Raw genomic sequence first — 15338 nt, 5'->3', positions numbered from 1 at the left:
CCTGCCGCATCAGGCAGGGGTTCAAATATAAAATGTGAAAGGGGATTAACTATGGACGATCATAAAAAACTGACGAATGAAGTCGGCGCTCCGGTTGCCGACAATGAAAACTCGATTACAATGGGGCCCCGCGGGCCGGTAGCCATGCAGGATGTGTGGCTGATGGAGAAAATGGCGCATTTCAACCGCGAAGTCATCCCGGAACGCCGCATGCATGCCAAGGGCTGGGGAGCCTACGGAAAATTTACCGTTACGCACGATATTTCCAGGTATACCCGGGCAAAGGTGCTCCAGCCGGGCGCGGAGACGGAGACGTTCACGCGTTTCTCGACGGTTGCCGGGGAACGGGGCGCGGCGGATTGCGAACGCGATATCCGCGGGGTCGCCACCAAGTTCTATACGGAGGAAGGCAACTGGGACCTTGTCGGCAATAACACGCCGACCTTCTTTATCCGCGACGTACATAATTTCAGCGACCTGAACCGCGCCGTAAAGCGCGATCCGCGCACCGGCCGCCGCAGCCCGCAGAACAACTGGGATTTCTGGACGCTGCTGCCCGAATGCTTCCATCAGGTAACGGTGGTGATGAGCGACCGCGGTATTCCCGCCTCCTTCCGCAATATGCACTTTTTCGGCGAGCATACCTTCTCACTGTATAATGAGAAGAACGAGCGCGTCTGGTGCAAATTCCATTTCAAAACGCAGCAGGGAATCGAGAACCTGACGAATGAAGAAGCGGGGAAAATCAACGCCGTGGACCGCGAATATCATGGCAAGGATTTATTCGACGCAATCGAAAGGGGAGACTTCCCGCGCTGGACGATGTATGTGCAGGTCATGACGGAAGAGCAGGCAAAGAGCCACTACGAGAATCCGTTTGATATCACGAAAATCTGGCGGCATAAGGAATATCCGCTGATTGAGGTCGGGGTGCTGGAACTGAACCGCAATCCGGAAAACTATTTTGCGGAGGTAGAGCAGGCCGCTTTCGCCCCCGCGCATGTCGTGCCGGGAATCGGTTTTTCGCCGGATAAGTTCTTGCAGGGCAGGCTGTTTGCCTATGGCGACGCACAGCGCTACCGCCTGGGCGTCAATCATAACCAGATTCCGGTCAACCGGGCAAAGGTGCCGGTCAACGAATATCACCGGGACGGCGCAATGCGTACCGACGGGAACTATGGGCGCGAGGTTGCCTATACGCCGAACAGCTATGGCGCGTGGACGGCGCAGCCCGAGGTCATGGAGCCGCCGCTGGAGCTTAAAGGCGCTATGTGGAATTATGACCCGAAGGACGACCCGACCGATGATTGCTTCCGCGCGGGCGGGGACTTGTGGCGCGTACTGGAAGAGGACAAAAAGGAACTCCTGATCCAAAATACCGCCGCGGATATTGCGCCCTGCACAGAGAACATCAAATACCGCCACGCGGCCCACTGCTACCTCGCGGACGCAGAGTATGGAGAACGCTTTGCTAAAGCGGCGGGGCTCGATATGGCAAGGGTAAAAGAACTCGCGGGACTTGGCAACGACGAATTGATTCAGGCGACGCTTTCTGCTACAATGTAAACGGAAAACATGAGCCTGGAAGGAGTATTTCCATGAAGCAGCAACGCAACAGCAGGCAGCGCCAACTGGTTCTTGCCACGGTGAAGGAACATACGGATCATCCCACTGCGGACGAAATTTACCTGGAGGCCCGGATGTCCGACGATAAAATCAGCCGCGGGACAGTCTACCGGAACCTGAATTTGCTGGCGCAAACCGGGGAAATCCGCGAGGTCAGGATGTTTGATGCGGACCGGTACGACAGCCGCATGGATTTACACCATCACCTGCTGTGCACCGGCTGCGGCGCGGTTTGCGATGCGCCCGTTTCTTACCATCCGGAGCTTGACCGTGAATTGGCCGAAAAAACCGGTTATGCAGTCGGGCTGCACCGTACTGTTTTTGAAGGCCTGTGCCCCGCGTGCCAAAAGAAAAAGACTGCGGCAGGGAAAGAGTAGGCCGCATGGAAAATTAATTTTTTAAAAAGAATCCGATTTCCGCAAACTGCCGGGAATCGGATTCTTTTATGCTCTTTGCCAAAAAACAAGGGCTTTTTCGGTGCCGAATGGCAGCACCGCATTTCAAAGACGGCCGCCGCCGGAGGTGGCGCATTGAGATAAGGGAGAAGTTATGCTATAATGGGCACCGGCGGACGCTTGCGCCGGAACGGTTGTGCGCGGCGGACGGCGGAATCAGTGGATATGGACGTCAGGCTTTCGGGCCGGGTGTAAAATAAAACACAGGCACAGAGCAAAAGAGGTGAAAAAGTGCCCTTTAATGCGGATTTTGAACAAAGCTTAATGAAGGTGGAAAAGCCCGCGCGGTATGTTGGCGGGGAACTCAACAGCGTCATGAAAGACCCCGGGGAAGTCGAGGTCAATTTTGCCTTGGGGTTCGCCGATACGTATGAAGTGGGCATGAGCCATCTTGGCATCAATATTTTATATGAAGTCATCAACGCGCTCCCCGGCGTATGGGCGCAGCGCGTATTCTGCCCGTGGACGGATATGATTTCAGTGTTGCGGGAAAGCGGCGAACCGCTGCGGTCCCTCGAGGGCGGGATGCCGCTCTGTGATTTTGACATCGTGGGAATCAACCTTTCCTATGAAATGTGTTATTCCAATGTGCTGGCGATGCTGGACCTCGGAAGGCTGCCCATGCTGGCGCGGGACAGGGGGGACGGCGACCCGGTTGTGATCGGCGGCGGCGCCTGCACGGTGAATCCGGAGCCGGTTGCGGATTTTTTTGATTTGTTTGTCCTCGGGGAAGGCGAAGAGGTGACGCGCGAGCTTTGCCTGCTTTTTGCGCGGCATAAAAAAGAGGGGTTTTCCCGCGCCGCGTTTTTGCGGGAAGCCGCCAAACTGGAAGGAGTTTATGTTCCTTCCTTTTATGAGCCTGTTTATAATACGGACGGTACAATAAGGGAGGTTGCGGTGAGGCAGGAAGGCGCGCCTCCCGTAGTCAAAAAACGCATTGTGGAAAATTTTGATGCGGAACAAACGATCAAAAAACCCGTGCTGCCCTATATCAATACGGTGCACGACCGGTGCACGCTCGAAATCATGCGCGGCTGCCCGCGCGGCTGCCGTTTTTGCCAGGCGGGATTTGCCATGCGCCCGGTGCGTGAACGGCGGGCGGATACGGTGCGAGCGGCTGCGCGCAGCGTGATCGCCGCGACGGGCTACGATGAAATTTCACTTTCCTCGCTGTCCTCCGGGGATTATTCGCAGGTCGACGAACTTGTGGGCGGCCTGGTGCGCGAATTCAGCGACCAGCGTGTGTCGGTATCGCTGCCCTCCCTGCGGATTGACAGCTTTGAAAAAGACCTCGCGGCGGAACTCCAGCGGGTGCGCAAAACAGGACTTACCTTTGCGCCGGAGGCGGGAAGCCAGCGCCTGCGCGATGTAATCAACAAAAATATTTCGCAGGATGAAATTATCGCCACGGTGGTGCGCGCGTTTGAAAGCGGCGTTTCCTCCGTCAAGCTGTATTTTATGATTGGCCTGCCCACCGAAACAATGGAAGACCTTGACGGCATCGCGGATATGGTGAAAAGCATTCGCGAGGCGTTTTACAGCGTGCCCAAGGAAAAGCGCCGGGGATTCCTGAATATCACCGTGTCAGCCTCCTGTTTTGTACCCAAGGCGTGTACGCCTTTTATGTGGGAGGCGCAGGATACGGTTGAAACGCTGGGCCAAAAGCAGCAATATCTCCGCGGGAAGCTGAAAATCAAGGGTGTGAAATTCAACTATCACGATGCGGCGACTTCGTTTCTGGAGGCCGTGCTTGCCCGGGGAGACCGGCGGCTCGCGCCCGCGCTGCTGATGGCATATAGAAATGGGGCGGTCATGGACGCCTGGTATGAATTTTTCTCGCTGGAACGGTATATGGAAGCGTTCCGGGCCTGCGGGATCGATCCGGCATTTTACGCGAACCGCGAACGGGCGGCAGGAGAGGTAATGCCCTTTGAACACCTCGATTGCCGGATCGGCAAGGCGTTCCTGCGGCGGGAGCGCGACAGGGCATATGAAGGAGTTACAACGCAGGAATGCCGTAAACAGTGCCATGCGTGCGGTTTGCAGGATATTTGCGGGCTGGCGAAAAAGCAAGTAAACAGGTAATAAGTAACAGGTAAGGTGCCGCTTCGCGGCAAATATATAAAGTGCGCCGCAGGCGCACACCATAATTATTCATTATTACCTATAACTTATTACTTGATGATAAGGGAAAAGGACACATGAAATTAATCATCAAATACAGCCGCCACGGAGCACGCATGAAATATCCGATTTGACGGAGCGGAAGCGAGAGGCAAATTGTGATAGTTCAGCGGTTCTTTTGAAGAACGAGCGAAATGCGAGAGAGGAAAAAGAACTTCCTCTAAAAACGAAGGAAAAGGACACATGAAATTAATCATCAAATACAGCCGCCACGGAGCAGTCAAATACATCTCCCACCTCGATATGCAGCGTACCTTCGGGCGCGCGGTGCGGCGCGCGGGAATTCCGGCGGAATATTCGCAGGGGTTTAACCCGCATATTGTGATGTCGTTTGCGTCCCCGCTCTCGGTGGGCTATGAAACGGACGGGGACTATCTCGAGCTTTCCCTCGCGCGGGAGATGGAGCCGGAGAAGGTCAGGGACGCGCTGAACGCTGCCTTGCCCCAGGAATTGCGTATCCTGGACGTGCATGAGGCGACGGGGACGAAAAAATTAATGGCGCAGAACGAGAGCGCCTCCTACCGGGTAAAAATTCATTTCAAAAATGCGCAGGATTGTGATAAAATAAGGAATGCGGCGGAAAAGGTGCGTATGGCACGGGAGTATGCTGCAAAAGACAGGAAGGGCCGGGAGCTTGATATCCGCCCGCTGATCCTTGAAATCGGCATGGACGGGGACGAGGTCAGGCTGCTTCTCAAGAACGCGAGCGACGGAGCGCTCAATCCGGCGGTGGTTGCAAACGCTTTGCTGCTTGAAGCGGGGCTTGACGCGGAATACAGCGTTTGCCGGACAGAATGTTATACGGTAGCGAACGGGGAGAGAATCCCGTTTCAGGAATATAGTTTTTAAAATTTGAAGGAGCCTACGATGGTGAAAAGAATCATCGCCGACGCAAGCGCCCATGAAGCGCGCGTAGCCCTCATGGAGGGGAAAGACCTGGTGGAAATCCAGGTTGAAACGCGCGGCAAAGAGCGGCTTGTCGGCAATATCTACAAGGGCAGGGTCGCCAACATCCTTCCGGGGATGCAGGCGGCGTTTATTGACGTTGGTCTGGACAAAAATGCATTTTTGTATGCGGGGGATATCCTGTGCGACGAATCGGATTTTATTTTCGAGGAAGGAGCGGACGAGGCGCGCATCAAAAAGAAGCTTGAAGTTCCGAACATCAAGGAATTGCTGAAACCCAACCAGGAGATTATGGTACAGGTCTTAAAACAGCCGGGCGGCACCAAGGGCGCGCGCGTAACGACGCATATCACCCTGCCGAACAGGCTGCTTGTCCTGATGCCCACGGTGGACCATGTGGGCGTTTCCCGCCGGATTGAAGACGAAAAAAAGCGCGAGGACTTAAAGGAGCTGCTGACGCGCCTGAAACCGGAGAATATGGGCGTAATTGTGCGTACCCTCGCGGAGCAGGCGACGGAGGAAGAAATTGAGGCGGAACTGAAATTTCTTGTCCGCCTGTGGCAGAAGGTGCAGGAAAAGTCCGATTTTGTGACGGCGCCCCGTCTTGTCCATGCGGAAGAAACCCTCTTGTTCCGCACGGTGCGCGATATGTTTACGCCGGATGTGGATGAATTTATTATTAACGACAAGGATTATTATGAAAAGGTCCTCGCGGTGGTAAACATCGTTTCGCCGGGCATGGAAAAACGGCTCAAGCTGTTTGAACACGAAGGGAATATTTTCGATTACTATGAAATCGAGGATAAAATCGGCAAGGCGCTCCAGCGCAAGGTATGGATGAAAAACGGATGCTACCTTGTGATTGACGAGACGGAAGCGCTTACCGTGGTGGACGTGAACACCGGGAAATATATCGGGGAAGATAACCTTCAGGATACGATTTTAAACGCGAACATCGAAGCGGCGGAGGAAATTGCCAAACAGCTGCGCCTCCGGGATATCAGCGGAATCATCGTGATCGACTTCATCGATATGGAATCCGAAGAGAATAAGCATAAGGTGGTCGACGCGCTGAAGGAAGCGCTGAGGCGCGACCGCACGAAATCAAATGTGCTCGGCATGACGGAGCTCGGCCTCGTGGAAATGACGCGCAAGAAAACGCGCCGCAAGCTTTCCGCGCTGACCCAGGCAACCTGCCCGTGCTGCAATGGCTCGGGACGGGTGTATAACCTTGAAAATATGGCGATGCGCGTACGCCGGGAAATTATCCGCACCGTGGCGCCGGACGAGCAGGGTATGTTTATTGTGGACGTGGCGGATACGCTTGCGGATTATATCATTTCGCGCAACAATCAGAACCAGGCGATCCTGCCGCATTTTGAAAACGCGCACTTTTTTATCCGCAGCACCAAAAATGCGCATCCGGAACAGATCATTATTACCCGTGTGACCGACAAAAACGCGCTTTCCGATACACAGGTTTTTTGTTGACAGCACGGGGGCCTTATGGTAATATATTTAATTGAGCCGCTCGCATAGGCGTAAACGCGTATCCGCGTGATACGGGCCGAATTGCGGCGAGACTGGGTAAGGGAGGTAAAGGTCATGTATGCAATCATCAGGTCCGGCGGGAAACAGTATAAAGTGGAACCCGGAATGGTAGTAAAGGTTGAAAAGCTGGACGCGGAGGTTGGCTCCGAAGTATCGTTCGAGGCGCTTATGACGTCTGACGGTAAAGACGTTCAGGTTGGGCAGCCGGCGCTTGCAGACGTGGTAGTCAAGGGCAAAGTGCTTGCACAGGACAAGGCAAAAAAAGTCATTGTGTTCAAGTATAAGCCGAAAAAGGATTACCGCAAAAAGCAGGGACACAGGCAGCCGTACACAAAAGTAGAGATCACGCAGGTTGGCTCGGAAGTAGCGAAAGCGAAACCCGCAGCTGCAAAGAAGAAAGACGAAACGGCTGAAACAACCGCTGCACCGAAAACAGCTGTGAAGGCTGCGACGAAAGCCGCAGAAGAGAAAAAGCCTGTTGCAAAGAAACCGGCCGCGAAGGCTGCGGAAGAGAAAAAGCCCGCTGCAAAGAAACCGGCTGCGAAGGCTGCGACGAAAGCTGCGGAAGAGAAGAAACCTGCCGCAAAGAAAACAGCCGCAAAGCCTGCTGCGGAAAAGAAACCCGCTGCAAAGAAACCGGCTGTGAAGAAAGAAACAAAAGAAGCCGCCGAGAAACCGGCGGAATAAGACTGGACTTTACGTGGAAGCGAGGTGTTCATAAATGGCACATAAGAAGGGCGTAGGTAGTTCGAGAAACGGACGTGATTCTGAATCCAAACGCCTCGGCATTAAGCGTTCGGACGGACAGTATGTACTCGCGGGCAACATTTTGGTTCGCCAGAGGGGGACGAAAATCCATCCCGGCAACAATGTGGGCCGCGGTAGCGACGATACGCTGTTCGCTCTCGAGAGCGGCATCGTAAAATACGAGCGCAAAGGCAGAGACAAGAAACAGGTCAGCGTTTACGCAAACTAACACAAAAAGAAAAAAAGGCATTCCCGCGGGAATGCCTTTTTTGTTGTACGCCCATAAATCCCGCCCCACATCCGCAGGCTGCGCCTGTTCCGCAAGCCGGCACAAGCACTTCCCATACACTGTTATGCGCAGGCCGCATCGGCCTTTCGATGTACAATTGGTGTACAAACACCCGTATACTGTACAGTAAAGGACATTTCCCGCGGGAACCGAATCAAAAGAGTCTGGTGTAATTATGGGTACGATTGGCAGCATTAACATATCGCTCGAGATTTTTGGCAGCCTGATTTCGTTTATCATCATTCTCTGCCTTGCAATCAGCGAAAACAGGCACACGCGGCTCAACCGGCTCTATCTGCGCGTGGTGATCTGCAATATTGCCGTTATGCTGTGCGACGCGCTCGCCATCGCCCTCAAGGGCGGGATGGACCCGGTGAATTATTATGGCGTCCGCATTGCGAATTTCTGCGCCTTTTGCCTGGATTACGTCATCGTGGCACTATTTGCCGATTACCTGGAGGCGTTTATCGCGACGAAAACGAAGCCGTCGCCCCGTCCCTTTCGCATTGTCCGCGCGATATGCGCAACGGGCATCCTGCTTGTCGTGATCTCCCAATGGAACCATATGTATTACCGGATCGACGAAAACAACATGTATGTCCGCGGGGATTGGTTCTGGCTTTCCCAAGCCGTAGGGCTCCTTTGTGCAGCCGTGTACCTCTGCGTTATCTTTCGTTACCGCAAACACATGAAAAAAAAGGAATTTTACCTGTTTCTTCTCTATATCATGGCCCCCGGCATCGCGGCAGTCGTACAAACATGGATTTACGGCATCGCGCTGCTCTATATCGCAACGACCCTTTTCGTGCTGGGCGTTTACATCGTGATCCAAAGCGACCAGACACGGCTGTTGAAGGAAAAAGAATTGGAACTTGCGGAAAGCAGGATCGATATTATGCTTTCCCAAATACAGCCCCATTTCCTGTACAATTCCCTGACCGCGATCCGCGAGCTTTGCATGCGCGACCCGGAGGAGGCATGGGAGGCCATCGGTACGTTTTCCAGTTACCTGCGCGGGAACATCGATTCACTGACGCAGGAACGGATGATCCTCTTCCGAAAGGAACTGGAGCATGTGAAAGCGTACCTGTCGCTGGAGGAAAAACGGCTGGGCGAAAAGCTGCGCGTCGTTTTCCGTATCGAAGCGGAGGATTTTATGCTTCCGGCCCTGACGCTGCAGCCCGTTGTGGAAAACGCGGTGCGGTATGGAATCGAGGGCAGGAAAAACGGTGGAACGGTGACCATCGAAACGTTCAGGAAAGAGGATGGGGTCCATATTGTCGTTACGGACGACGGCCCGGGCTTTGAACCGGGAAAACCGAAACAGGACGGGCGCGGCCATGTGGGGCTTGCCAACGTCGGCGGGCGGCTCGCCTCCGTCTGCGGCGGAAGTCTCGAAATAAAGAGCGGCCCCGGCGCCGGAACCGGCGTCACCATCATTGTTCCCCAAGGAGGTCTTTTCAAATGAATATGCTTGCTGTAGACGATGAACCACTCGCCCTTGCGGACCTTGAGCGGGCCATACGGAGGGCTGTTCCGGGGTGCGAGCCGCGCTGCTTTTCATCGCCCGCGGACGCGCTTACCCATGCGCGGGACGTTCCGCCGGACGTAGCGTTCCTCGACGTGAAAATGAACGGCGTGGACGGGCTTTTGCTTGCGTCGCGCCTTAAGGAATGGAACCCCAAAACAAATATCATCTTTGTTACGGGTTATTCGGATTACGCAAAGGATGCGTTTTCCCTGTACGCCTCCGGTTATATCCTGAAACCGGCGCGGCCGGAAAGCATTGTGGACGCGCTTGAAAACCTGCGCTTCCCTGTCGCGCTGGCGCGGGTGCGGTTCAAATGCTTTGGAAGCTTTGAAATTTTCCTCGACGGACGCCCCCTCGTATGCACGCGCTCCAAGGCCAAGGAACTCCTTGCCTACCTCGTGGACCGGCGCGGCGACGGCGTGACGGCGGCCGAAATCTGCTCGGCCCTTTGGGAAGAACGGGGCTATGACCGCCCCATGCAAAAGATGGTGCAGAATGTGATACTGCTGCTGATGGATTTCCTGAAAAAACATGGAATCGAAGATATCATCATCCGCAAATGGAACTATATTGCCATCGATACGAAAAAGGTCCGATGCGATTATTACGATTTCCTGGACGGCGTTCCCGCCGCCCTGAAAGCATACGACGGCGAATATATGTACAATTACAGCTGGGCGGAGTTCACCGCCGCGAGGCTTTCCGAAAAGCTGCTGAAATAACGCACAAACACGTATGAAAAGGCGGCCCGGGGAATAATCCGTATTCCTCGTTTTTTGATCCGTTTTTTCCGGAAGCGCCCTGCTCCGCGGTGGTCAGGCGGTGTACACCCTGCTGTATACTGTTTTAATATAGGCGGTCTGTACGGTTTGGGCAGATCAAAGCGGAAAAAAAATCATACCTGGGGAGGAAGAAAAGAAATGAAAAAGACATTGAAGATACTAATGCCGCTGGTTCTTGCGGCGGTGCTGGTGCTCGGGCTCGCGGTTCCGGCGATGGCGGCGTCAATCACGGGCTCGTCGGGTGGAATTTACGCGATTAAAGGCCGGGTTACCGATACGGTTACCAAGAGAGGGTGGCCGGGCGAGGACGTGAAGGTTGTCATTACGGGGCCTAATGGTTCCGCGGCCGAAGTGTATAGCGACACCCTCACCTCGGACAGCAACGGCTATTATGGATTCCCGCAGTACCTCTATGCCGATCTCCAATACGGGAGGAATACTTATGAGTGTACGATTTCAATCGAAGAAACGGCCAAGCACAAAGCGTTCAGTTACTCATACACAATCACCACTCCGGCCCCGCCAACGGGGGTAGGCCAGATGAGTATTGTGAAACAGAATATCCAGTTCGAAGCAAAGACGACCCCCGTGGCGGTGACAGGCGGCACGTTCGAGGGTGGCGGCGCCAGCGGCGATCTGGTACCCGGCCAGCTGGTGACCCTCATTCCCTCTCCCGCGCCGGAGGGAAAGGCGTTCGATAAGTGGCAGTGCCTCGACGCAAGCGGCGCGGTAATCGAGGAGTGGCCTTACTACTCGTTCAACCTGCCCGAAGGCACTGTGTCGGTGGCGGCGGTGTATAAGGACGCGCCGGACGATCCGAACGACGGCACGGACAATAATGGCGGTGGCACCGGCAGTACGGATAACAGCGGCAGCAGTGACAACAACGACAATAGCGGTAACGGCGGTGCGGATAATACCAGCGACAGCAACAGTTCTGGCGATACGTCCGGCGGCAGCGGAACAAAATCCCCCAAGACAGGCGGTGAGGCCGATACGGCGCTCTTCCTTATGTTGATGGGAATTGCCACGGCGGGAATCGCGGTCAGCGCGAGTATGCTGCGTAAGCACGCGAAATCAGGCCGCTAATGCAAGCGGGTTCCCGGGCGCGGCTGGCTGTGCCCGGACGATAAATAAACGTTAAGGAGAAAGAAACATGAAAAAACTAATCAAAATCATGGTACCGCTGGTACTCGCAGCGGTGCTGGTGCTGTCCATGGCGGGCGTCGCGTTCGCAACGACATACACGCAGAACCTTACCTTCAAGGGGGAAGTGGTCGATGCGGATGGAAAACCGGTGGAGGGCGCCGCTGTGAAGTTGGAAGTTGGAAGCGCATCCGGAAGCACGACGACGGATGCGGATGGAAAGTATTCCATAACGCTGACGTGCGATGTGGATGATTCAGATATTACAATGATAGCAGGGGAGGTAAAAAAAGCCGGATATAAAATATCAGGCATCTCCACAGGTTTCGGCTATAACCCCGATGCCATGGATGTCTCTATCATGCCGGTCACGCTCGAAGAAGAAAAATTCACCCTGACCGTGGAGGGCGGCAGCGGCAGCGGTAAATATGCCGCGGGTACGCAAGTGACCATTGCGGCGGACCCGGCGCCGGAAGGCAGCCAGTTTTGGCTGTGGTCCCAGATCGACGGCACCGAGGGCTCATTTGGAAACCAGGGGTCTGCAACCACTACGTTTGATATGCCCGCGGGCAACGCCTCAATCAAAGTGCTGACGAAGGCGATCCCGGTTGATCCGACCGATACCCCATCGGACACTCCGACCACAGCGCCGACGGACGCCCCGGCGGATACGCCGACGGATAACGCAGCGCCGACGGATGCGCCGACCGATAACACAAAATCCCCCAAGACGGGCGGCGAGGCCGATACGGCCCTTTTCCTCACGCTGATGGGCATCGCGGCGGCCGGGATCGCGGTGAGTGCGGCGGCATTGCGTAAGCACGCGAAATCCAATCGTTAAATTGCTTTGGGGCTAATTTCCTGATAATAAAACGTGCCGCGCTTCCATAAGAACCGCGGCATGTTTCATTATGGACGGAAAAGTGATACGATTGTTGGGAAGAGTATGGAGTGACAGGAGAACCGATGAAAGACGAAAACAAGCCGGACCTCGCGGGAAGTAAACTCCGGGAGAAAAGCAAAAAAGGGGAACAAACGCCCCCGGGTATATTGCGGGAGGAGCCCGGCACGCCTGCGCCGCCAGCCCGGAACAAAAAGAAAATCATTTTATGGCTCGTGGTCGCCGCCGTGTGCGCCGTTGTTTTTGTTGTGTGCGCGGTACAGCTTGCGGAGCGCGGCGAAGAAAAAAGACGGCAGGACGAGCTGCGGCAGGCCGCGGCAGCCGCGACCGCCGCGCCTGTGCCGCTTCCGTCTGCTACCCGGACCCCGGCCGCTTCCCCGACGCCCACGGCATGGCCGCCCATAAAGGAATATCAGCCCAACGGAAGGGAAATCGATTTCGATAAACTCATTGCGGAGAACCCCGACGTGATCGGGTGGCTCGAGGTGCCGGGCACGGACGTCGATTACCCGCTGGTGGCGGACGAAGGCAACTACTACCTGACGCACGACGTATACGGCGGGGAAAGCGTGTATGGGGCAATCTATCTTGACGAAAGCAATAAAGGCGACCTCCAGCAGCCGCACCTGATTATCTACGGCCATAACATGAAGGACGGCTCCATGTTCGCGGGCCTGCACAAATTTGAAGATAAGGCGTTTTTCGATGAAAACAGGCTGGTGAAAATCTATACGCCCGAAGGACGGCTCGATTTTGAAATTTTTGCGGCCCATGCGCGGGACGACGCCTATATCCCCGCCGTTTACGGCACGGAGGATAAAGACGGCATTGCGCGGTATCTCGGCGGGATTGCCGGGACTACGGATGAAAAAGCGAATCTGCGCATGGAGGGCGTCACGGACGAAGACGCAATCCTCACCCTGTCCACCTGCGTGCGGGGCGAGGACGAGCAGCGATACGTGGTGGAAGCGAGATATATGGGAAGCAGGGCCGGATAACCGGCGCGCCTGCGAAGGAAAACACCGGCCCCAAAACGGCCGGTGTTTTTATGCCCAAAACCCGTGCGGCGCGTCCTGCGGGAAGCGGGAAAGAAATGCGCGAAAAATCCACCTTCCCAAAAGCCCGGGATAAAGCGCTTTTTGCGCTTGCAAACCCGTTTTTCCGGATAGATGGCGAGTTGACGAAACGAAGGAAAAGCTATAAGATAGAATTATCTATATTATGGGGAAGTGTTGCCGCATGACGGCGAAAGCGGGGAAAATGGGCAGGAAAAAACGCAGCATTTATATCACAACTGAATTGGTTCTGATTCTGGTGCTGCTTGCCGCCGCGCTCCTGATCGCGATGCTTATGGAAACGTATGAGGTGCGCACGGCGGTCATCAGTGCGATTTTTGTGGTTGTGGTCGTCTATTTTGTCGTCTCGACCCTGCGCAAGGAGCGTTGGTTTACCATTGCGGGGCGCATCCTTACGGATTGCTCGGACCAGATCGACAAGTATGTAAACGCCGTCACCATGCCCACCGCCATCACGAAGAAAAACGGGGTAATCGGCTGGCATAATCCGGCGTTTTCCATGCTTGCGGATATGCGCTGCGAGGGCCGCAACATCTTTCGTATTTTTCCCCAGCTGTTAAAGCCGTCCGCGGACCGGAAGGTGAAAATCGGCAGCACAACCTATGTAAAAGAGGTAATCCCGGCCAAACTCAACGGAAAGGATTATACGATCTACCGCCTGATCGACGTAAACAATACCTACGAGGCTTCAGACCTGTACCGCATCGTTACCACGGCGGTGTGCCATATCCAGGTTGACGCGTACGGCGATTTGCTGCGCGGGACGGCGCAGAACGACCATGCGAAAATCGACGCGGAGATCGACCGCATCATCGCGGGACAGGCGGCGAACCTGCGCGGGGTTTACCAGAAATACGACCGCGATAAGTACCTGATGTTTTTTGAGCGGCGGTATATTTCCTCGCTGATGCAGGGAAAGTTTGCCATTTTAAATGCGGTAAAGGAAATTAATACAGGAAACGCCGCGGTTGTGCCTACCCTCAGCATTGGCGCGGGCGTGGGGAACACTCCCGACGGCGCCAATGGAAACGCGGCGGCGGCGCTCGAGCTTGCGCTGGGGCGCGGCGGCGACCAGGCCGTCCTCAAGGACGAAAGCGGATATAAATTTTACGGCGGCGGCCAGCAGGCCATTGAAAAACGGACGCGCGTCAAGGCGCGTATGTTCTCGCACGCGCTCAAAAACCTGATGGAGCAGTGCGAGCGGGTCGTGATTATGGGGCATTCGGTGCCCGACCTCGACTGCATGGGCGCGGCCCTCGGTATCTACGCATGCGCGCGGCAGGCGGGCAAGCGGGGGTATATTGTCCTTGATAAACCCAATGCGGCGGTGCAGGGCCTTGTGGATGAAATGAAACGGGACCCGGACTACAAGGAGGTCCTCGTAACCCCGGCCGAAGCAGAGCGGCTGCTGGAGGGCCAGGCGATGCTGGTCGTGGTGGATACGCAGATCGAAGATTTTACCATTGCGCCGCAGCTGATCCCGCAGGCGGATACGCTGGTTGTAATCGACCACCATGTGCGCGGAACCACGCACATTGAAACGCCCACCCTTTCGCTGTTCGAGCCCTATGCTTCCTCCACGGCGGAAATGGTCACGGAAATCATCGAGTATTTCTCGAACAAGATTTACATCAAACCGCTTGAGGTGGAGGCGCTGCTGGCGGGCATCACCATCGACACCAAGGGCTTCTCGTTTAAAACGGGGGTGCGCACCTTTGAGGCGGCGTCCTACCTGCGCAAGCTGGGGGCGGACACCACCACCATCCGCCATCTTTTCCAGGACGACCTCGAGACCTTTTCCACCCGCGCCAGCGTGGTGCAAAATGCGGAGGTCAAGGACGGAATTGCGGTTTCCTGGTGCCCGGATAATGTGAAAAACCCGCAGCTCCTCGCGGCGCAGGCGGCGGATTCGCTGATCGGCATCCGCGGCATCAGCGCCTCGTTCGTGCTGTGCAGGCAGGGCGATACGGTCGTTGTCTCCGGCCGGTCGATCGGCGGAATCAACGTGCAGCGCATTTTGGAAAAACTGGGCGGCGGCGGGCATGCGACCATTGCGGGCGCACAGCTCAAGGGAATCGATAAGGAAACCGCGTCAAAAGAGCTGCGGCAGGCGATTGAAGAATATAAAAAGGAGAGCTAGGCAA

General features: G+C 55.4%; 14 protein-coding genes. All 14 read left to right on the top strand.

The window, feature by feature from the left end; translation table 11 throughout:
* The first annotated feature begins 51 nt into the window (after nucleotides 1–51).
* The 14 genes from BBD38_RS03125 to BBD38_RS03060 all read left to right on the top strand — a co-directional run bounded on the left by BBD38_RS03125 (nucleotide 52) and on the right by BBD38_RS03060 (nucleotide 15334).
* Complete coding sequence (locus BBD38_RS03125; RefSeq protein WP_066684413.1) at nucleotides 52–1566, top strand: catalase; 1515 nt, start codon at nucleotides 52–54, stop codon at nucleotides 1564–1566.
* A 32-nt stretch (nucleotides 1567–1598) separates the two neighbouring features.
* Nucleotides 1599–2003, top strand: a complete 405-nt coding sequence (locus BBD38_RS03120) for a Fur family transcriptional regulator (protein ID WP_066684410.1) — start codon at nucleotides 1599–1601, stop codon at nucleotides 2001–2003.
* Between the two features lie 107 nt (nucleotides 2004–2110).
* Nucleotides 2111–2281: a hypothetical protein gene (locus BBD38_RS14645; RefSeq protein WP_172807745.1), complete on the top strand. Its 171-nt coding sequence runs from the start codon at nucleotides 2111–2113 to the stop codon at nucleotides 2279–2281.
* A 64-nt stretch (nucleotides 2282–2345) separates the two neighbouring features.
* Nucleotides 2346–4166 (top strand): TIGR03960 family B12-binding radical SAM protein, encoded by a 1821-nt coding sequence (locus tag BBD38_RS03115; RefSeq protein WP_066685371.1) that lies wholly within the window; start codon nucleotides 2346–2348, stop codon nucleotides 4164–4166.
* A gap of 282 nt (nucleotides 4167–4448) precedes the next feature.
* Nucleotides 4449–5114, top strand: coding sequence for a TIGR03936 family radical SAM-associated protein (locus BBD38_RS03110; protein WP_066684407.1), 666 nt, complete (start codon nucleotides 4449–4451; stop codon nucleotides 5112–5114).
* An 18-nt stretch (nucleotides 5115–5132) separates the two neighbouring features.
* The gene (locus tag BBD38_RS03105) at nucleotides 5133–6662 is read left to right on the top strand and encodes an Rne/Rng family ribonuclease (protein WP_066684404.1); all 1530 of its coding nucleotides are present in this window, start codon (nucleotides 5133–5135) and stop codon (nucleotides 6660–6662) included.
* A gap of 114 nt (nucleotides 6663–6776) precedes the next feature.
* Entirely contained in the window at nucleotides 6777–7409 is a 633-nt protein-coding gene (gene rplU / locus BBD38_RS15165; RefSeq protein ID WP_066684401.1) for a 50S ribosomal protein L21, read from the top strand.
* 34 nt (nucleotides 7410–7443) lie between these two features.
* Complete coding sequence (gene rpmA / locus BBD38_RS14230) at nucleotides 7444–7698, top strand: 50S ribosomal protein L27 (protein WP_082989456.1); 255 nt, start codon at nucleotides 7444–7446, stop codon at nucleotides 7696–7698.
* A gap of 235 nt (nucleotides 7699–7933) precedes the next feature.
* Nucleotides 7934–9226, top strand: a complete 1293-nt coding sequence (locus tag BBD38_RS03090) for a histidine kinase (protein ID WP_066684390.1) — start codon at nucleotides 7934–7936, stop codon at nucleotides 9224–9226.
* Nucleotides 9223–10011 carry a response regulator gene (locus tag BBD38_RS03085; RefSeq protein WP_066684387.1) on the top strand — a complete coding sequence of 263 codons (789 nt, stop codon included), beginning with the start codon at nucleotides 9223–9225 and terminating at the stop codon, nucleotides 10009–10011. The genes BBD38_RS03090 and BBD38_RS03085 overlap by 4 nt, the downstream gene beginning before the upstream one ends.
* A gap of 198 nt (nucleotides 10012–10209) precedes the next feature.
* Entirely contained in the window at nucleotides 10210–11160 is a 951-nt protein-coding gene (locus BBD38_RS03080; protein WP_066684385.1) for a hypothetical protein, read from the top strand.
* A gap of 67 nt (nucleotides 11161–11227) precedes the next feature.
* On the top strand, nucleotides 11228–12058 hold the full coding sequence (locus tag BBD38_RS03075; protein WP_066684383.1) for an InlB B-repeat-containing protein: 831 nt from the start codon (nucleotides 11228–11230) through the stop codon (nucleotides 12056–12058).
* 125 nt (nucleotides 12059–12183) lie between these two features.
* Entirely contained in the window at nucleotides 12184–13116 is a 933-nt protein-coding gene (locus BBD38_RS03070; RefSeq protein ID WP_066684381.1) for a class B sortase, read from the top strand.
* Between the two features lie 241 nt (nucleotides 13117–13357).
* Nucleotides 13358–15334: a DHH family phosphoesterase gene (locus BBD38_RS03060; protein ID WP_172807744.1), complete on the top strand. Its 1977-nt coding sequence runs from the start codon at nucleotides 13358–13360 to the stop codon at nucleotides 15332–15334.
* Nucleotides 15335–15338 lie beyond the last annotated feature (4 nt).

Source organism: Christensenella intestinihominis, from assembly GCF_001678845.1.
Taxonomy (GTDB): Bacteria; Bacillota; Clostridia; order Christensenellales; family Christensenellaceae; genus Christensenella; species Christensenella intestinihominis.
Note: the sequence above shows the minus strand (reverse complement) of the source record. Positions and strands in the feature narration are given on the sequence as shown.

Excerpts from the sequence above, each read along its gene's own strand:
- BBD38_RS03105 (WP_066684404.1), top strand. The coding sequence starts at position 5,133 with ATGGTGAAAAGAATCATCGCCGACGCAAGCGCCCATGAAGCGCGCGTA.
- BBD38_RS03110 (WP_066684407.1), top strand. The coding sequence starts at position 4,449 with ATGAAATTAATCATCAAATACAGCCGCCACGGAGCAGTCAAATACATC.
- BBD38_RS03090 (WP_066684390.1), top strand. The coding sequence starts at position 7,934 with ATGGGTACGATTGGCAGCATTAACATATCGCTCGAGATTTTTGGCAGC.
- BBD38_RS14645 (WP_172807745.1), top strand. The coding sequence starts at position 2,111 with ATGGCAGCACCGCATTTCAAAGACGGCCGCCGCCGGAGGTGGCGCATT.
- BBD38_RS03075 (WP_066684383.1), top strand. The coding sequence starts at position 11,228 with ATGAAAAAACTAATCAAAATCATGGTACCGCTGGTACTCGCAGCGGTG.
- BBD38_RS03085 (WP_066684387.1), top strand. The coding sequence starts at position 9,223 with ATGAATATGCTTGCTGTAGACGATGAACCACTCGCCCTTGCGGACCTT.
- BBD38_RS03125 (WP_066684413.1), top strand. The coding sequence starts at position 52 with ATGGACGATCATAAAAAACTGACGAATGAAGTCGGCGCTCCGGTTGCC.
- BBD38_RS03070 (WP_066684381.1), top strand. The coding sequence starts at position 12,184 with ATGAAAGACGAAAACAAGCCGGACCTCGCGGGAAGTAAACTCCGGGAG.
- BBD38_RS03060 (WP_172807744.1), top strand. The coding sequence starts at position 13,358 with ATGACGGCGAAAGCGGGGAAAATGGGCAGGAAAAAACGCAGCATTTAT.
- rpmA (WP_082989456.1), top strand. The coding sequence starts at position 7,444 with ATGGCACATAAGAAGGGCGTAGGTAGTTCGAGAAACGGACGTGATTCT.
- BBD38_RS03120 (WP_066684410.1), top strand. The coding sequence starts at position 1,599 with ATGAAGCAGCAACGCAACAGCAGGCAGCGCCAACTGGTTCTTGCCACG.
- BBD38_RS03115 (WP_066685371.1), top strand. The coding sequence starts at position 2,346 with ATGAAGGTGGAAAAGCCCGCGCGGTATGTTGGCGGGGAACTCAACAGC.
- rplU (WP_066684401.1), top strand. The coding sequence starts at position 6,777 with ATGTATGCAATCATCAGGTCCGGCGGGAAACAGTATAAAGTGGAACCC.
- BBD38_RS03080 (WP_066684385.1), top strand. The coding sequence starts at position 10,210 with ATGAAAAAGACATTGAAGATACTAATGCCGCTGGTTCTTGCGGCGGTG.